The organism is Salipiger sp. CCB-MM3 (genome assembly GCF_001687105.1).
Taxonomy (GTDB): Bacteria; Pseudomonadota; Alphaproteobacteria; order Rhodobacterales; family Rhodobacteraceae; genus Salipiger.
In genome coordinates this window covers 2450133-2467605 of the sequence record NZ_CP014595.1, presented here as the reverse complement: position 1 = coordinate 2467605, position 17473 = coordinate 2450133, and the positions used below count along the sequence as shown (strand labels likewise).

Genomic DNA, 17473 nt, shown 5'->3' with positions numbered 1-17473 from the left:
AGCCCATTTGCGCATCTTTCGCCGCCGAAACCATGCAAGTCGCGGTGGGACTTGTTCAATTTTTTGTGTCAGTTTTACCGGCGGAAACTTCGCAAGCTGCAGATCACGGCAAGGAATTGCCGGTTCTGCGATGCTGCAGCCGCGAGAAAATCGTGCGGCTTTCCGCATGTTTTCGCTAGAAAGTACGCACTTTCCCGGTCTATTTCCAGCGCGCGCGGTGAACGAGTCGCCGCGCCGCACGTTCCGTCACGGATAGCTGATCGGCAAATATGTGCGACGGAATGACCTATTCGGTTCGCGCCCGCAGCATTCTACGCGCGTGCCACCTTTACCGGACGCGCCCGTGCTGAGTGCGCCCGAACTCTTCTCCCGGGCTGGCCTCCTCCTCTCACTCCGTCAGCCCGGAAAGACTTGCGAGGCTGACTTGAGACTATCGTTCAAAATTCCGATCCTGCTGGGAGCGGTCGCGAGCCTGTCGGCATGCCAGTACGACGTGCTTGCACCGTCGGGCTGGGTGGCCGCCGAGCAGCGTGATCTGCTGGTCATTTCGACCCTGCTCATGCTGATCGTGATCATCCCGGTCATTTTCATGGCCATCTGGTTCCCGCTGCGCTACCGCGCGGACCGCCCCGATCAATCCGACTACGCCCCCAACTGGTCGCACTCCACCCGTCTGGAGTATGTGCTGTGGGGCGTGCCGATCATCATCGTCGCCATCCTTGGCGTCTACACCTACATCTACACCCACCGTCTCGACCCGTACCGTCCGCTCGAAGCGACGGAGATCGGCACCGAGATCGGTGAGCCGCTCGAAGTTGAGGTCGTGTCCCTCGACTGGAAATGGCTGTTCATCTACCCCGAGCTGGGCGTCGCCTCGGTGAACGAACTGGCGGTTCCCGCCGGTCGTCCGCTGAACCTGCGCCTGACCTCCTCGACCGTGATGACCACCTTCTCGGTCCCCGCGCTCGGCGGCATGATCTACACCATGGCCGGCATGGAGACGAAGCTGCACCTCATCGCAGACGAAGAAGGCACCTTCTTCGGTCAGGCCGCGCACTACAACGGCCCGGGCTTTGCCGAAATGCACTTCGACACCGAGGCGATGAGCGATGCGGACTTCGACCAGTGGGTCGAGAAAGCCCGCGCATCGGATGACGCGCTGACCCGCAACGCCTACCTCGAGCTCGAAAAGCCGACGATGGATGCTGACGTGCAGTACTACAGCGCTGTCGACGACGGTCTCTTCGACCGCATCCGCGGCCTCTGCGTCGAGCAAGGCAAGGTCTGCATGGACCAGATGATGATGCAGGACGAACAGGGTGGCGGCGGCCTCGCTGGCATCGGCGACAAGCACAAGTATCAGTACGACGATCAGCGTGCAGTCGATGGTTTCGGCAACCTGATCGGCACGCCGTCCGAGCCTGCCGCACCGGCGCACGACACTCACGATGACAGCGACAAGCTGTCGATGAACACCCACGAGGGAGAGGCGCAGCATGGCAACTGAAGCACATGTCCAAGCCCCCGAGACCTGGTCGCCGATTTTCGGCCGGCTGACTCTCGACTGGATTCCGTACCACGAGCCGATCCTTGTCGGCACCTTCTCGGCCATCGTTCTGGGCGGCCTCGTCGCGCTGGTCCTGATGACCTACTTCAAGCTCTGGGGTCCGCTCTGGCGTGACTGGATCACCAGCGTCGACCACAAGAAGATCGGCATCATGTACATGGTGCTTGGCTTCATCATGTTCATCCGCGGCTTTGCCGACGCGCTGATGATGCGCGCTCAGCAGGCCATGGCGGCTGGCGGCGCCGAGGGCTACCTGCCCCCGCACCACTACGATCAGGTCTTCACCGCCCACGGCGTGATCATGATCTTCTTCGTGGCGATGGCCTTCATCACCGGCATCATGAACTACGTCATGCCGACGCAGATCGGTGCCCGCGACGTGGCCTTCCCCTTCCTGAACAACTTCTCGTTCTGGATGACAGTGGCTGGCGCGCTGCTGGTGAACATCTCGCTCTTCATCGGTGAGTTCGCACGTGTCGGCTGGCTGGCCTTCCCGCCGCTGTCGGGATCGGCCTTCTCCACAGGGCCGGGCGTGGACTACTACCTCTGGGCGCTGCAGATCGCCGGTGTGGGCACGACGCTTTCGGGCGTGAACCTGCTGGCAACCATCTTCAAGATGCGCGCCAAGGGCATGAAGCTCTTCGACATGCCGGTCTTCACCTGGACCGCGCTCTGCACCAACGTGCTCATCGTGGCAGCCTTCCCCGTGCTGACCGCCACGCTGACCATGCTGACCCTCGACCGTTACCTTGGCTTCCACTTCTTCACCAACGATCTTGGCGGCAACGCCATGATGTATGTGAACCTGATCTGGATCTGGGGTCACCCCGAGGTTTACATCCTGATCCTGCCGATCTTCGGCGTGTTCTCGGAAATCGTGCAGACCTTCTCGGGCAAGCCGCTCTTTGGCTACAAGACCATGGTCTGGGCCACCGCCTGCATCATGGTGCTGTCCTTCGTCGTGTGGCTGCACCACTTCTTCACCATGGGCTCCGGCGCCAATGTGAACACCTTCTTCGGCATCACCACGATGATCATCGCGGTGCCCACCGGGGTTAAGGTCTTCAACTGGCTGTTCACCATGTACAAGGGCCGCGTGCGCTTCGAAGTGCCGATGCTCTGGACCACTGGCTTCATCGTGACCTTCGCCATCGGCGGCATGACCGGTGTTCTGCTGGCGGTTCCGCCGGTCGACTTCCAGCTGCACAACACGCTGTTCCTCATCGCCCACTTCCACAACGTCATCATCGGCGGCGTGGTGTTCGGGGTCTATGCCGCCGTCACCTTCTGGTGGCCCAAGGCCTTCGGCTTCAAGCTGGACGACAAATGGGGACGCCGCACCTTCTGGTTCTGGTGCATCGGCTTCTACTTCGCCTTCATGCCGCTCTATGCGCTCGGCCTGATGGGCGTGACCCGCCGTCTGCAGAGCTACATGGACCAGGCGTGGCAGATCTACTTCATCGTCGCCGCCTTCGGCGCGGTGCTGATCGCCATCGGTATCGCCTGCGGCTTCATCAACTTCGCCGTGTCGATCATGCGGCGCAAGGAACTGGCCTGCGGCAACGACCCGTGGGATGCGCGCACCCTCGACTGGGCAACCCAGTCGCCGCCCGCAAACTACAACTTCCCGCAGGACGTGGTGGTCACCGGCCGCGACGCCTTCTGGAAGATGAAGCAGGACGGCTTCAAGTGGTCCACCAACTACCACGACATCCACATGCCGAATAACACGGCCACCGGCGTCATCGTCGCCGCCATGGCTCTGGTCTTCGGTTTCGCGATGATCTGGTACATCTGGTGGCTCGCCGCGATCTCGTTCATCGGCATGATCGCGACCACCATCGCGCATACCTTCAACTACAATCAGGATCACTGGATCCCGGCGGCAACCGTCGCTGAGAAAGAAGCGAAGGGAGGTGCAGCATGACCATGCTTGACACTCCGCTGACCGGACGAGTGGAGGGGCCTGCGGGCCCCGACCACCACCCCGATCATCACCACGAGAGCCCCACGCCCATCGGGTTCTGGATCTACCTGATGAGCGACTGCATCATCTTCGCATCGCTCTTCGCGACCTATGCGGTGCTGGGCAACAACTTTGCCGGTGGTCCGGGTCCGAAAGACCTGTTCGAGCCGGGCTTCGTGGCCATCGAGACGGCGCTGCTGCTGTTCTCCTCGGTCACCTTCGGCGTTGCCATGCTGAAGGCGGAAAAGCACGACATGGACGCCACCACCCTGTGGCTGGTGATCACCGGCGTGCTGGGCCTCGGCTTCATCGGGATGGAAGTCTACGAATTCCATCACCTGATCCACATCGGCGCGGGTCCTGATCGTTCGGGCTTCCTGTCGGCCTTCTTCCTGCTGGTCGGCACCCACGGTCTGCACGTGACCGCAGGCCTGATCTGGCTCTGCGTGCTGATCGCCCAGATCCGCATGAAGGGCATGATCCCGGCCAACATGCAGCGCCTCTCGACGCTGAGCATGTTCTGGCACTTCCTCGATCTGGTTTGGATCGGGGTGTTCTCCTTCGTCTATCTGGTGAGGTTGATCTGATGAGCGCACATTCCGAAGCATCGCACGGCACCATGGGCACGCTGATGACCGGTTTCGCCCTCGCGGTGATCCTCAGCGTCATCCCCTTCGCGCTGGTCATGATGGAAAGCGACATGTCGCGGACCTGGCTGATCGGCATCATCATGGGTCTGGGCGCGATCCAGATCATCGTTCACCTGGTGTATTTCCTGCACCTCAAGAGCGACAATGAAGGCGGCTGGACCATGTCGGCCACCATCCTCGCGGTGGTGATCGTGGGCATCGTTCTGGCAGGCTCGCTCTGGGTCATGCACAACATGAACGCCAACATGATGCCGATGAGCGAAGGCAACATGGTGATGGATTCCGAAGCCACGCCGGGCGCAAGCATGTCCGGCGAGCACGGCGCGGAGCACAACTGATGGGCGCGGCGGCGGCGCATAAGCCCGGCGCGCAGCGCCGCCGCTGGCCGCTCATCATTGCGGTCACGCTGGTGGCGCTGGCGGCTCTCGTCGGTTTCACCTCACTGGCGATCTGGCAGGTTCAGCGCCTGCACTGGAAGGTCGCCCTTATCGAGAGGGTCGAGGCGCGCGTCCATGCCGCGCCCGTCCCCGCCCCCGGCCCGGACGACTGGGCCGGGATCACCGCCGAGAGCGCCGAATACCGGCATGTCTCTCTGAGCGGCACCTTCCTCAACGACGAGGAAGTACAGATTTACACCCCCGCCGACTTCGGCCCCGGCTATTGGATCCTGACCCCGCTGCGCCGCGACGACGGCACCGTGGTGATGGTCAACCGCGGGCTGGTGCCGGAGCGGCTGAAAGACCCCGCCACGCGCGACGCGCCCGAGGGCGAACAGACGGTCACCGGCCTGCTGCGCATCTCGGAAAGCGAGGGCTGGCTCTTCTCGCGCGACAATGATCCGCAGAACGGCCAATGGTACCGCCGCGACATCGGCTCGATCACCTCGGCCAAAGGCTTCGAGAAGGCCGCGCCCTATTTCGTCGATCAGGACATGGGCGATGACGCGCAGGCATGGCCGCGCGGCGGGCAGACGGTCGTCAGCTTCCGCAATGCGCATCTGAGCTACGCGCTCACATGGGCCGGGCTGGCCCTGATGATGATCGCCGCCTGGGCACTGTTCATCTGGACGGAATTCCGCAGACGCTGACACGGCCCGCGGGCAGAGAGACCAAAACAAAAGCGCCAGCCCTTCGGGCTGGCGCTTTGCCGTTTCGGGTCTGCGAGGCTCGGCTCAGCCGATGCTGATCTCCAGCGGCGCCAGGCCTTCGATCTCGACCACACAGGTATCGCCACGCTCGAGCGCGCTGACCCCGGCGGGTGTGCCGGTGTAGATGAGATCCCCCGCCTTCAGTTCGACCAGCCCCGAGAGGTAAGAGATCACCTCGGGCACCGACCAGATCATCTGCGCCATATCGCCGTCCTGCCGCTCTTCGCCGTTCACCACCAGCCGCAGCCTGCCCTTGTCCAGATGGCCGACCTGCGCCACCGGGTGCACCGGACCGCAGACGGCGGCATAGTCGAACCCTTTGGCCATGGTCCACGGGCGGCCCTTCTTCTTGGCCTCGGCCTGCACGTCGCGGCGCGTCAGGTCGATGCCGGCGGCATAGCCCCAGACACACTCCAGCGCCTTGTCCTCGGGGATATCGACACCGCCCTGCCCCAGCGCGACGACCAACTCGCCCTCGTGGTGCAGATCGGCGGTCGCGGGCGGATAGGGAATGGCGTCCCCCGCCTCGGCGATCGTGTCGATCGGCTTGTCGAAGAAGAACGGCGGCTCGCGGTCGGGATCATGGCCCATTTCCCGCGCGTGCTCGGCGTAGTTGCGCCCGACACAGAAGATGCGGCGCAGCGGAAAGCGCGCCTCGCTGCCTGCAACGGCAACACTGGGGGTTTCTTGCGGGGCAAAGACATAATCGGTCATCGGGCACTCCTTGGATGGGCGTCGAGAAAGGGCGTACCGCTGCGCGCACGCCAAGTTGCGGAAATGTCTAGCAGGTCGGCGCGCGAAGGACAGAGGCTACAACCAAGATTGATATGCCGATCAGCCCGCATTTGCCCGCCCCGGCTCGATCTGCTAGCGCATCAAGCAATGCCCGCAGATGAGGCCTGAGCATGAGCGATCTTTTCGACACCGGCCCCCGGCTTGGCCGCACCCCGCTGGCCGCTGCGCTGCGCCCCGAGACGCTGGACGACATCATCGGCCAGCCCAAGCTGGTCAAACCGGGCTCGATCCTGCGCCGCCGGATCGCAGCGAACGCGCTCGGCAGCCTGATCCTCTACGGCCCGCCGGGCATCGGCAAGACCACCATCGCCCGCGCGGTGGGCAATATGCTGGGCAAAGAATTCCGCCCGCTGCACGCCACCCGCGACGGGGTGAAAGAGTTGCGCAAGATCGCCGATGAGGCACGCATCCGCCCGCTGCTGATCTTCGTCGATGAGGTGCACCGCTTCTCGGCCACGCAGGCCGACGACCTGCTGTCGATCTGCGAGGAAGGCACCGCCGATTTCGTCGGTGCCACCACCGGCAATCCTTACCACGCGCTGCCGCCCGCGCTGGTCTCGCGCTCGACCATCCTCAAGCTCGAACCGCTGAGCATCGAAGAGATGGAAAAGGTCGTACAGCGCGGCGTCGACCATCTGGCGGCGCAGGGCATCAAGGTCAGTCTGCGGCCCGAGCAGCGGCGGCTCATCGCCGGGCGCTCGGGGGGTGACGCACGGCGCGCGCTGACCACGCTCGAAAGCTTGGCTGTCGGACATGACGGCGCGGTCACCATCAGCGACGAGATGATCGCCGAGGCTTATGAGGCGGCGGCGATCAACCACGACCGCTCGGGCGATCAGCATTACGATGTGGTGTCGGCATTCGTGAAATCCATGCGCGGCTCGGACCCCGACGCGACGCTCTATTGGCTGGCGCGGCTGATCCATGGCGGCGAAGACCCGCGCTACATCGCTCGGCGGATCATGATCCACGCCTCTGAGGACGTAGGCCTTGCCGACAACACCGCGCTACAGACCGCCGTGGCCGCCGCGCAGGCGGTCGAGAAAATCGGCTATCCCGAGTGCCAGCTTATCCTCGCCCATGCTGCGCTGCATGTGGCGCGCGCGCCGAAATCGGGTTCAGTGACGCGCGGCATCGGCGCAGCGCTCGGCCATGTCACCAGCGCGCCGCCCGCTGCGGTGCCGCTCTATCTGCGCGACGCGCATTACAAAGGCGCCGAGAGCCTTGGCCATGTGGGCTATAAATTCCCGCATGACGATCCACGCGGCTGGGTCGAACAGGAATACGCTCCGGGCGTGGCGCAGGGCGCCTTCTACCAGAGCGACGCCCGCGATGCCGCCACCTTCGAAAAGCGCGCCGATGCCTTCTGGGAGGCGCTGACCGGGCACCCCCAACCGCGCCGCCGTTTCTGAGACACCCGGCGATCTGGGCTTATTCGCGCATCTTTGGTGGGGTTGCAGGTCAGTGGCCGCGCGCCACCTCGCCCCGGCCTGAGGGTCCGGGCCTAAGGTCCACAACGAAAAAGGGCCGCCCCATCAGGGCGGCCCTTCGCGTCTCAACCGATCAACCGATTACGAACCGGGGTTCGACAGCGGCTCGCGCGCGCCAAGCTGCTCGCGCATTTCGCCGACCTTGCCCGCGGAGACCGCTTCGCCGGCGTTGCCCCAGCTGTTGCGCACATAGGTGAGGATTTCGGCGATGTCCTCGTCGTCCATCTTCCAAGCGAAAGAGGGCATGCCCGCCGCCGTCTCGGCCGTGTGGCTGTGCGCCGCGCGGGCGCCCTTCAGCATCACGTGGATCATGTTGGTGGGGTCGGTCAGCAGGCCGTGGTTGCCATCGAAGGCCGGAACCATGCCCTTGATGCCCTCACCCTGCAGACCGTGGCAGGCCGAGCAGTTCACCTCATAGACATCCGCCAGCCGCGCGGTATCGGCGTCGCCAAGGCTTGCCGCCGCCGGAGCCGGCGTGTCGGAGGCCGGAAGCGCGGTGAGATAGGTGCCCACCGCCAGCGCGTCCTCGTCGGTCAGATACTGCAGCGAGTGCTCCACCGCCTCGGCCATCGGGCCAGCCGCCACGGCAACGCCGTCCGAGCCGGTCTTGAGATAGGACGCGATGTCCTCGGCCGAGCTGCCGCCCAGACCCACATGCGGGTTCTGGGTCAGGTCGGGCGCGTACCAATCGCCGATGTTGCCACCTTGCAGATAGGCGCTGGCCACCTCGGCACCCAGCGCGTTGCGCGGGCTGTGGCAGGCGGCGCAGTGGCCACCGCCGTCGACGATGTATTTGCCGCGGTTCCAATCATCGCTCTCGGACGCGACCGGCTCGAAGCCCTCGTTGTCGAAGAACAGCATGTCCCAGCCCGCCATGGCGAGACGGATGTTGAACGGGAACGGCATGCCGCCGTTCTCGTCGATGTCGTTCGAGATCGGCTCCACCGTCGACATATAGGCCCAAAGGTCATGCATGTCTTCGTCGGTGAACTTGGCGTAGGCCGTGTAGGGCATCGCCGGGTAGAGCATGCCATGCTGGCCGATGCCCTGACGGATCGCGTTGAAGAAGTCCTTCTCGGTCATCCCGCCGATGCCGGTCTCGGCATCGGGGGTGATGTTCGAAGAGACCAGAGTGCCGAAGGGCGTCGCGATCTGATAGCCGCCTGCGAACTCGCCGTCTTCGCGGGTGTGGCAGGCCGCGCAGTCGCCCATCCGCATGACATACTCGCCACGCTCGATGGCCTCGGCATCGTCAGAGGTGAACTCGGCCAGCGTGACGCTGTCGTCGGCCACATTGGAGCGCGAGGTGTTCAGCGAGCTCCAGGCCCAACCACCGGCGCCGATGGCCGCGACGACGACAACGCCGCCTGCGATCTTGATCCATTTTGCCATGGGTTATGCCTCCACCAGCGGGCCGGGGTTGTTGATGTAGGTCTCGTGGATCGCGCGCGCCGCGCGGACCGCGAGCGCACCCACGGTGAGCGTCGGGTTGTAGCCGCCGTTGTTCGGGAAGGCAGAAGCGCCGACCGAGAACACGTTGTGGCAATCCCAGCTCTGCAGATACGGGTTCAGCGCCGAGGTGGCGGGGTTCGAGCCCATCACCAGACCGCCGATCGTGTGCGAGCTGTGCTGCTTGTAGGGGTTCCACGAGGCTTCGGTCTGATTGTCGACCATGATGTCCTCGCCGCCCGCCTCGCGCATGATCTCGATGGCTTTCTGCGTCGTGTAGTCGATCATCGACTTGTCGTTGCGGTTCCAGTCGAAGGTCAGGCGCAGCAGCGGCTGGCCATGGCGGTCCTTGTAGGTCGGATCGAGCGACAGGTAGGCGTCGCGCGTCGGCATCGAGGTGCCCTGACAGAAGATGTTGGCCACCTCCTGATAGTCACGGGCATAGGCCTCTTTCCACTGCGAGCCCCAGCGCTTGTTGCCCGGACGGATGGCGTTCATGTTGGCGATCGGACGACCGTTGGTCGAATAGCCCATGATCCCAGCGCCGCCGATGAAGTCGAGATCGCTGTGGTCGAAGTTGTCGCCGTTGAAATCGTCGATCTGCACGCCGAGCGCGCCGCCGCCGATGAACGGGTTCATCTTGGCCCCCGAGAAGAAGCCGGTGACCGACGAACAGGTCTGGTAGCTGTAGTTACGGCCGATGGTGCCGCGCTCGGTGCTCGGATCGTATTGCTGGCCGATGCCCGACAGCAGCATCAGGCGCACGTTGTCCATCTGATAGGCGGTGATGCAGACCACATCGGCGGGCTGGAAGCCTTCCTCGCCCTCGCGGGTGATGAACTTCACGCCCTTCACCGTCTTGCCGTCTTCGTGCTTCACCGCGTGCAGCACTTCGGTCTCGGTCAGCACGGTGAAGTTCGGGCGGCGCATCAGAGCGGGCAGGATACAGGCCTGCGGGCTCGACTTGGAGAAGTTGCCGCAGCCGTGGAAGTCGCAGAAGCCGCAATAGGTGCACGGCCCCATGGTGACGCCCAGCGGGTTCACATAGGCTTGGCTGATGTTGCCCGCCGGGATGGTGAACGGGTTGTAGCCCATGCCCTCGGTGGTGTCGCGGTACATGGACATCCAGTTGGTGTCCTTGAGTTGCGGCGTCGGGTACTCGCGCTCGCGCGGGCCCTCAAAGACGTTGCCGCCCTTGATCTTCTCACCGTTGAGGTTGCCCGCCTTGCCCGAGGTACCGGCGATGCGCTCGAAGCGATCGTAATAGGGCGCCATCTCTTCGTAGGTGACCCCCCAGTCCTGCAGCTGCAGCCCCTCGCCCATCAGCCCATCGAGGCGCTCTTGGCCGTAGCGTTCGGCGGTCTGCGTCGCGACCTCGAAATCCCAGGGCAGGAAGCGCCAGGACATGCCGGCCCAGTGGGTGCCAGCGCCGCCGACGTTCCAGCCGAACTGGAAGGCGTTCCAGTTACGCACCGGGGCGGCCTGCTGGCCGGTCTTGTTGCGGAAGGTGGTGGTTTCCACGCTCATCGGCTGCAGCAGCTCGCGGCGGGTGTGCCAGCGCAGCTCGTCGGGGTCGACGGCGGGGGGGAAGTCGGTCGACGTGTCGCGCCATGCGCCGCGCTCGATGGCGACCACGTTGAGGCCCGCGCGGGTCAGCTCTTCGGCCATGACCGATCCGGCCCAGCCGAGACCGACGATCACCACGTCGGCCTTGGGACGTTCATTTGCCATTGTTGGTGTCTCCTTGGCCTTAGTCGTTCGGGATGAGGCTGACGGGCGTCAGGCCCAGGTCCTCGTTGCGCCGATCCACATAGGGCCGGTAGTCGTAGCGCGCGCCCGGGAAGCCGATCATCTTCCAGCCCGCCATGTCGCGGTTGCCGCCATAGAGCGGGTCGGCCAGATAGCCTTCACGCGCGTTCTGCAGCATCAGCTCGAAAAAGGCCTGCCCGTCGACATCGTCGCCAAGGCTGATCTCGCCCGCTTCCAGCCCGGTCAGGATCTCGTCGATCCGGTCAGGCGAGAGCGCGTGGAACGCCGCTTGGTCGTTCTCCTGCGCATAGGCTTCGAGCGCCTTGAGGCCGGTCTCGTAGCGCTCGCGCGGGGTGGCGAGGAACTGCGGCGAGCCCATGATCTCTTCTTCGATCTCGGGACGCAGCGGCGTCTGCAGGTAGAGCGCTTTGCCCGCGCCGTAGTCGCCGGAAAGCTGGTCGTCGAGGAACTCGAGGCACCCCGCTTCGGAGGCGGAGGGACCGAAGTCATCCGCGGGGATCAGACGATCGAAGACGGCCTTGACGGTCTTCTGGTCGGTCTCTTCGGTCAGCACCCGGAAACCGCCGCCGGTGCGGGCGGGGGTCGGCAGGTGGTCGGCGGACATCTCGGTGGGCTTGGGCACGCCACGCAGTTCGACAGCACCGGCGCGGGAGGCGAGCCCCCCTGCGGCGGCCATCGAGCCGAGCGAGAACAGCGCTTCTCTTCGGTTCATACGGAACACCTCTTGGCTGTGTACCGATGTCCGGGCCGGACGAAGAAGGCCGGAAAGACCCGCCACGCGCAGGCGAGGCAAGGCGGCCCGCTACGACTGGATCGGACGGCGGCAACATATCTGGCTTGGACCGGCCACAAGGGTGGCCGTGGCCCCATGGGAGGTCGCCGGGCGCGCCGGGGCCGGAACGCGCGGGGTGAAACTCCCGGCGGCGCACATCGGATATGGGAGGAATCCGCCGCCGCCGGGGGCTGCCCCTGCGGTATGTGGTCGCGGCGCGCGCCACAAGAGAGCCGTATGCAAAGGTGTGCCGCGGATCCGGCTTTCCCTCATGGCGCGTCGAAATGAAAGAAAGATCACGTCACCATGAGGGTCATTCCCTCAGCAGCACGACGGGATTGCAATGCCCACCATGCCTGCCCTAGAAGGTGACGCGAGGGAGGGGATCCTGCTATCGTTTGCGCAAAAGGCCGCCCCGTCCATGCGACTCACCATTTCCGACCTTGCCCGCGAGGCGCATGTCAGCGTCTCCACCATCGACCGCATCCTCAGCGGACGCGGCAAGGTAAAGCCCGCCACCGTCGAACATGTGCTGGCCACCGCAGAGCGCATCGGCTTTCACGCCGTCGGCTCGATCCGCAGCCGCCGTGGCATCGAAGCGCCCGCCCGCAGCTTCGGCTTTCTGCTCAACGACCGCTCGCGGCTTTACTATGAGTTGATGAGCCAGCAGATCAGCCGCGAGATCGCCGGGCTGACCAGCGTGCAGGGCCGCGCGATCTTCTCGCATATCTCGGGCCCCTGCCCTGAACGCACCGCCGAGGCGCTGCTGGCGCTCGGCGAGAAATGCGACGCCATCGCCGCCGTCTGCATCGACCATCCACAGGTCAATATGGCCGTCGAGGAACTCCACGCGCGCGGCATCCCCGTGGTGGCGATGCTGTCGGATATCTCGTCCAAGCACCGCCGCGGCTTTGTCGGGTCCAACGACTGGCAACTCGGGCGCTCGGCGGGCTGGTTCGTGCAGCGCTTCTGCCCGCAGGGCGGCAAGGTCGCGCTGATGACCGGCAACCCGCGCTATCTGTGCCAGCAATCCCATGCCGCCAGTTTCCGCGCCTTCATCCAAGGCGCGACCGGCTCGGGCCTGAGCATCCTCGAAGCGCCCAGCACCGACGAAAGCGATGCGCGCGCGCAGCAGGTGGTGACGGCGCTGCTGCACGAGCATCCCGATCTTGCCGCCATCATGCTGGCCGGGGGCGGGCTTGAAGGGGCGGCAGAGGCGCTGCGCAGCCATGATCGCCCGCCGCTGCTGATCGGCACGGAACTCACCGAGCGCACCCGCTCGGCGCTGGTTTCGGGACGGATCGACATGATCCTGTCGCACCCCGGCGAGGCCATCGCCCGCGAGGCGGTACACGCGATGGTGCGCCTGCTCGAAGGCGGCAAGTCGGGCGCGGAAGTGCAGACCTCGCTGCCGTTCGAGATTCTCATCGGCGAGAATTGCTGAAACGTCTGTGCCGCGGCCCGCTGAGCGGACCGCGGCGGAAGGCCGTTTGGGGGCGCTGCCCCCGACCGCCTGTGGCGGGCTCCCCCGGGATATTTTCGTCTAGACGAAGGCATCAGGGGGCAGCGCAGATTGCTGAAGCTCAGGCCGCGGTGAGCCGCGCCATGTCCTCCTCCGACAGCTTCAGCGAGGCCGCCTTGGCGAAGCTTTCGACCTGCGTGACGCTGGTCGCGCTGGCGATCGGCGCGGTGACGCCCTCGCGGTGGATGAGCCATGCCAGCGCCACTTCGGCAGGCTTGGCGCCATGCGCGCTGGCCACATCTTCGAGCACGTCCAGCAGCTTCATGCCGCGCTCGGTGAGGTATTTCTCGACCATTCCGGCGCGCTGGCGGCCCTTGAGGTCGGCCTCCGAGCGGTATTTGCCGCTGAGGAACCCGGCGGCGAGGCTGAAGTAGGTGACCACGCCGATGTCGTTCTCGGTGCAGAGCGTCTGCAATGGCCCCTCGAAGGCGCCGCGGTCGAAGAGGTTATATTCGGGCTGGATCACCTGATAGGCGGGCAGCCCCTTGTCCTTCGAGGCCGCCAGCGCATCGCCGAGCAGCTTGGCATCGTAGTTCGAGGCACCAATGGCGCGGATCTTGCCGGACTTCAGCAGCGTGTCATAGGCGCCCAGCGTCACCTCATGCGGCGTTTCAGGGTCGGGCCAATGCGAGAAGTAAAGGTCGATCGTCTCGATCTGCATGCGCTCCAGAGAGCGGTCCACGGCCTTGAGGATCCACGCCTCGCCAAGGCCCTTCTCGCCCTCGCCGCCCATATCGGAGCCGACCTTGGTGAAGATCTTCACCTTGTCGCGCATGCCGGGGCGCGCGGCGAACCATTTGCCCAGCACGGTCTCGGACTCGCCGCCGGTGTGACCATCGACCCAAGCCGAATAGACGTCGGCGGTGTCGATCGTGTCGAAGCCGTGGTCGATGAAAGCGTCGAGCACGCGAAAGCTCTCTGCCTCATCGGTGGTCCAGCCCAGCACGTTGCCGCCGAAGACGATGGGCGAGATATCGAAGCCGGTGCTGCCAAGGGATTTCTTTTGCATGTCGTGTCTCCTTTGATCTGTCAGACCAGCGCGCCGCCGCCTTCGACAAAGACGGTGGAGCCGGTCATATAGGGGTTCTGCATGAAGGCGAGCGCCTGCACGGCGATATGCTCGGGCAGACCCACCTGCCCCACCGGCAGCTTCTCGGCCGCGCCGTCGAACATCGCCTTGCGCCCGTCGCCTTCGAGCGTGTCGTACATCTCGGTCTTGATCAGGCCGGGCGAGACGCAGTTGACCCGCACCGGTGCCAGTTCCAGCGCCAGCCCGCGCGCCAAACCTTCGAGCGCGGCGTTGATCGCGCCTTGGATCGCGGCCCCGGGTTTGGGCCGGACCGACAGAAAGCCCGAGGTGAAGGTCAGTGAGCCGCCGTCACGGATCTTCGCCGCGCGCGCCAACCGGTACGCGCCCCAGAACTTCGAGTTGAACGAGGCATATGCGTCCTCCAGCGGCAGCTCACGCACCGCCGCGACCTTGGTCGAGGAGGCAGAGCAGAAGATGTGGTCATAAGGCCCGTTCTTGCCGAAGAACCGCTCCAGCGCCTCGGCATCGCCGGTGTCGAGCGTCACACCCGCCGCGCCTGCCGCGAGCCGGTCCAGCGCCGCGTCGATCTTCTCTTGGCTGCGCGAGGCGATGGTCACCTTGGCGCCCGCCTCCTGCGCCGCCTTCGCGACGCCGAACCCGATGCCCGACGAGCCGCCGAGCACCAGAACGGTTTTGTCGTTGAGGCTCATCTCAGGCCTCCTCTTTGCTGTGCAGCGGCTCGGGCAGCCAGCGCTTGGCGTCCGGCGAGCCATCATAGTGCATCGGCGCGGGCAGCTGTTCGAACTCGATCAGCAGACCCCAAGGCGTGAGACCGAAGACGCCGCGATTGCCGGGCCCCTCTTCCTGACCGCCAAGGTCATAAGGCCCCTCCAGCATCTGGCCTCCGGCAGCGGCGAAATCACGCGCGGCCTGTTCGACGTCCTCGACGGTGACGCTGAAGTGGCTGATGCCGAGGTCCGAGATGCTGGCCTTGCCCTCACCGCGCGGGCGGTCGATCTCGAAGATCTCGAGGTTGGGGCCATTGTGAAAGCGCAGCATCGAGACGGCCACGATCGCGGTGCCTTTCAGCAAGCCGTTCTTGGACCCGATCTCTTCGGCGGTGAGCGGATCACCGGATTTGGTCACCAACGAGTAGAGCACCTCGGCGCCAAAGACCTTCTCGAAGAAAGCGACGGCGTTCTCATAGGCCGGAACGGTGATGCCAATGTGCTCGACACCGCGGAAATTTTTCTTGTCGGTCATGGGATTACCTTTCGTTCTTTGAATTCGTCAATCAGTCTCAGAACCATCTCCTCACTGTCCACGACGGTTCCGAAACCGGCCTGACGAATGCGTGTGGTGGAGGAGATCACGTCCCAATCGCAGTTGAAGATGAAGTCCCCAAAGCCCCATGCGGCGATCTTTTCGAAGGGCACGTCGAGGAGGCCGTATTTGGCCTGCATTTCCTCCCACAGCGGGCCCTTGTCGGCCATCATCTCGCTGAGCGAGATCGGCATCGGCTCGGCGGGGTCCATATCCAGATGCGCGGCGACGCGCTTCCACAGGTGGCGCCAGCGGAAGATGTCGCCGTTGGTGAGATTGTAGGCCGTGCCCGCCGGTGCCTCGGTCGCGGCCCATGCAGAGCCTTCGGCCAATTGCGCCGCATCGGTGAGCTGCGCCAGTTTGCCATAGCATGTGGTCGAGCCGGGAAAGCGCAGCGGCATCCCCAACTCCTTGCAGATGGCGGCATAGACCGCGATCACCATCGCAAGGTTCATCGGGTTGCCGATCGCGAAGCCGCAGACCACGTCGGGGCGCATCACCACATACTCCCAAGGCTTGCCCTCGGCGTAGGCGGTGAGCCAGTCCTCCTGATCGTAGTAGAACATCGGCGGCATGACGCGCGGGTCGTCCTCATGCGCCGGAGTGGGAAACGCGCCAAGATGCGCGCCATAGTATTTCGCCCCCTCAAAGAGCAGCACCCGTTGCAACTCGGGCGAGACCTCCGCCGCCGCGCTGACGCAGTTGCGCAGCATCTCGAGGTTGGCGCTCACCTGCTCGGCGGGGTCGTCATGCTCTTGATAGGCGGCGTAGAAGACATGGGTGAACGGGCCCGCCTCGGCGAGCGCGGCGCGGCTTGCCTCGGCGTCGCGCAGATCGGTCGAGACATAGCGGGCGGCGGTGTCGAAATCCGGCGTCCGGCGCGAAATCGCGGTGACCTGCCAGCCAAGCTCGTCGGCCAGATGGGTCACGAGATTGCGTCCGATCACGCCGAGTCCGCCGGCGACAAGCGCGTGGTGTTGCGGCATGGAGCCTCCTGAAACTTCTGTGCTTGCGGGTCTGGTCACCCGCTCTGCAAGAGATAGAATTCGACTGAGGGATGAAATGGCCATTTCATCCAAAGCTCTTTTCGAGGAAATCGAACAATGGACACGCTGCGCCAAATGCGGCTCTTCATGGCGATCGCCGAAGCCGGAAACCTCTCTGCCGTGGCGCGCGCCTGGGGGGTCGCGCCGTCGACGGTGACCCATGGGCTCAAGCAGCTCGAGGATATGTTCGGCACCCAGCTGATGCTGCGCACCACGCGGCAGCTTTCGCTCACCCCCGAGGGCGAGCGGTTCTTGGGGGAATGCCGCCGTATCCTGTCGGACGTCGATGATGTGATGACCGGGTTTTCCGACAAGGGGCCGCTCTCGGGAGAGATACGGCTCACCGCCACCAATGACTTCGGCCGGCAGCGGGTGGCGCCACTGGTCGACCGGTTCATGCGGCTGCATCCGGGGCTGACGATCCAGATGCTGCTCAGCGATCAGGTGGTCGATCTTGTCGAAGGCGGGTTCGACATCGGCATCCGCACCGGCCCGCTGCAGGACTCTGACCTGCGCGCAAGGCTGCTGCTGCGCGGGCGCAAATGCGTCTGCGCCGCGCCCGAGTACTGGCGCCGCCACGGCAAACCCAGCCACCCGCGCGAATTGGCACAGCACAATTGCCTTGTGCTGGGCGGGCCGACCGGGCTGCAGGCCTATTGGGGCTTTCGCGAGAATGGCAGCCGGTTCCGCGTTCGGATCATGGGCAACCGGCAGGTGAACGATGGTCAGACCCTACGCGAATGGGCGGTGGCAGGTGCCGGGGTGGTCAACAAATCCAGCTTTGACATTGCCGACGATCTGGCCGCCGGACGGCTGGAGACCGCATTGGAGGAGTTCACCGACGAGGCGACCAACCTTTACGCGGTCTCGCCCCAGCGCGGCAATGGCGCGCGCCGGGTGCAAGAGCTTCTGGACTTTTTGGGGCGCGAACTGGCGGCCTGACAGG

General features: G+C 64.8%; 16 protein-coding genes. 8 read left to right on the top strand and 8 right to left on the bottom strand.

Going from position 1 to position 17473, the window contains the following annotated elements; genetic code table 11:
- The first annotated feature begins 424 nt into the window (after positions 1 to 424).
- The 5 genes from cyoA to AYJ57_RS11885 are packed head-to-tail and all read left to right on the top strand — an operon-like array spanning position 425 to position 5270.
- The gene (cyoA, locus tag AYJ57_RS11905) at positions 425 to 1507 is read left to right on the top strand and encodes a ubiquinol oxidase subunit II (RefSeq protein ID WP_066105422.1); all 1083 of its coding nucleotides are present in this window, start codon (positions 425 to 427) and stop codon (positions 1505 to 1507) included.
- Complete coding sequence (gene cyoB / locus AYJ57_RS11900) at positions 1497 to 3494, top strand: cytochrome o ubiquinol oxidase subunit I (protein ID WP_066105419.1); 1998 nt, start codon at positions 1497 to 1499, stop codon at positions 3492 to 3494. The genes cyoA and cyoB overlap by 11 nt, the downstream gene beginning before the upstream one ends.
- A complete protein-coding gene (gene cyoC, locus AYJ57_RS11895; RefSeq protein WP_412094002.1) occupies positions 3491 to 4120 on the top strand; it encodes a cytochrome o ubiquinol oxidase subunit III in 630 nt (209 codons plus the stop codon). Before cyoB ends, cyoC begins: the two co-directional genes overlap by 4 nt.
- Positions 4120 to 4521 carry a cytochrome o ubiquinol oxidase subunit IV gene (gene cyoD / locus AYJ57_RS11890; RefSeq protein WP_066105417.1) on the top strand — a complete coding sequence of 134 codons (402 nt, stop codon included), beginning with the start codon at positions 4120 to 4122 and terminating at the stop codon, positions 4519 to 4521. Before cyoC ends, cyoD begins: the two co-directional genes overlap by 1 nt.
- Positions 4521 to 5270: an SURF1 family protein gene (locus AYJ57_RS11885; RefSeq protein ID WP_066105413.1), complete on the top strand. Its 750-nt coding sequence runs from the start codon at positions 4521 to 4523 to the stop codon at positions 5268 to 5270. Before cyoD ends, AYJ57_RS11885 begins: the two co-directional genes overlap by 1 nt.
- An 84-nt stretch (positions 5271 to 5354) precedes the next feature.
- Here AYJ57_RS11885 and AYJ57_RS11880 read toward each other — a convergent pair whose 3' ends face one another.
- On the bottom strand, positions 5355 to 6044 hold the full coding sequence (locus AYJ57_RS11880; protein ID WP_066105410.1) for a fumarylacetoacetate hydrolase family protein: 690 nt from the start codon (positions 6042 to 6044) through the stop codon (positions 5355 to 5357).
- A gap of 191 nt (positions 6045 to 6235) precedes the next feature.
- Here AYJ57_RS11880 and AYJ57_RS11875 point away from each other — a divergent pair, with 191 nt between their 5' ends.
- Positions 6236 to 7537 carry a replication-associated recombination protein A gene (locus AYJ57_RS11875; protein ID WP_066105407.1) on the top strand — a complete coding sequence of 434 codons (1302 nt, stop codon included), beginning with the start codon at positions 6236 to 6238 and terminating at the stop codon, positions 7535 to 7537.
- Between the two features lie 159 nt (positions 7538 to 7696).
- Here the strand turns inward: AYJ57_RS11875 and AYJ57_RS11870 are convergent, their stop codons facing one another.
- From AYJ57_RS11870 to AYJ57_RS11860, 3 genes are read right to left on the bottom strand one after another with little or no spacing between them, the layout of a single operon-like run.
- Positions 7697 to 9007 carry a c-type cytochrome gene (locus tag AYJ57_RS11870; protein ID WP_066105404.1) on the bottom strand — a complete coding sequence of 437 codons (1311 nt, stop codon included), beginning with the start codon at positions 9005 to 9007 and terminating at the stop codon, positions 7697 to 7699.
- A gap of 3 nt (positions 9008 to 9010) precedes the next feature.
- Positions 9011 to 10795 (bottom strand): GMC family oxidoreductase, encoded by a 1785-nt coding sequence (locus AYJ57_RS11865; RefSeq protein WP_066105401.1) that lies wholly within the window; start codon positions 10793 to 10795, stop codon positions 9011 to 9013.
- Positions 10796 to 10814: 19 nt separating this feature from the next.
- Positions 10815 to 11546 (bottom strand): gluconate 2-dehydrogenase subunit 3 family protein, encoded by a 732-nt coding sequence (locus AYJ57_RS11860; protein WP_066105398.1) that lies wholly within the window; start codon positions 11544 to 11546, stop codon positions 10815 to 10817.
- 481 nt (positions 11547 to 12027) lie between these two features.
- Here AYJ57_RS11860 and AYJ57_RS11855 point away from each other — a divergent pair, with 481 nt between their 5' ends.
- Entirely contained in the window at positions 12028 to 13050 is a 1023-nt protein-coding gene (locus tag AYJ57_RS11855) for a LacI family DNA-binding transcriptional regulator (RefSeq protein WP_066105395.1), read from the top strand.
- A gap of 139 nt (positions 13051 to 13189) precedes the next feature.
- On the opposite strand, the gene AYJ57_RS11850 is transcribed toward AYJ57_RS11855, so the two are convergent.
- From AYJ57_RS11850 to AYJ57_RS11835, 4 genes are read right to left on the bottom strand one after another with little or no spacing between them, the layout of a single operon-like run.
- Positions 13190 to 14137 (bottom strand): aldo/keto reductase, encoded by a 948-nt coding sequence (locus tag AYJ57_RS11850; RefSeq protein ID WP_066105392.1) that lies wholly within the window; start codon positions 14135 to 14137, stop codon positions 13190 to 13192.
- Positions 14138 to 14157: 20 nt separating this feature from the next.
- The gene (locus AYJ57_RS11845; protein ID WP_066105390.1) at positions 14158 to 14868 is read right to left on the bottom strand and encodes an SDR family oxidoreductase; all 711 of its coding nucleotides are present in this window, start codon (positions 14866 to 14868) and stop codon (positions 14158 to 14160) included.
- A 1-nt stretch (position 14869) separates the two neighbouring features.
- Positions 14870 to 15421, bottom strand: coding sequence for a VOC family protein (locus AYJ57_RS11840; protein WP_066105388.1), 552 nt, complete (start codon positions 15419 to 15421; stop codon positions 14870 to 14872).
- Positions 15418 to 16467, bottom strand: a complete 1050-nt coding sequence (locus AYJ57_RS11835; protein ID WP_066105386.1) for an SDR family oxidoreductase — start codon at positions 16465 to 16467, stop codon at positions 15418 to 15420. Before AYJ57_RS11835 ends, AYJ57_RS11840 begins: the two co-directional genes overlap by 4 nt.
- A 117-nt stretch (positions 16468 to 16584) precedes the next feature.
- Between AYJ57_RS11835 and AYJ57_RS11830 the strand changes: the two genes are divergently transcribed.
- The gene (locus AYJ57_RS11830; protein WP_066105383.1) at positions 16585 to 17469 is read left to right on the top strand and encodes a LysR family transcriptional regulator; all 885 of its coding nucleotides are present in this window, start codon (positions 16585 to 16587) and stop codon (positions 17467 to 17469) included.
- Positions 17470 to 17473 lie beyond the last annotated feature (4 nt).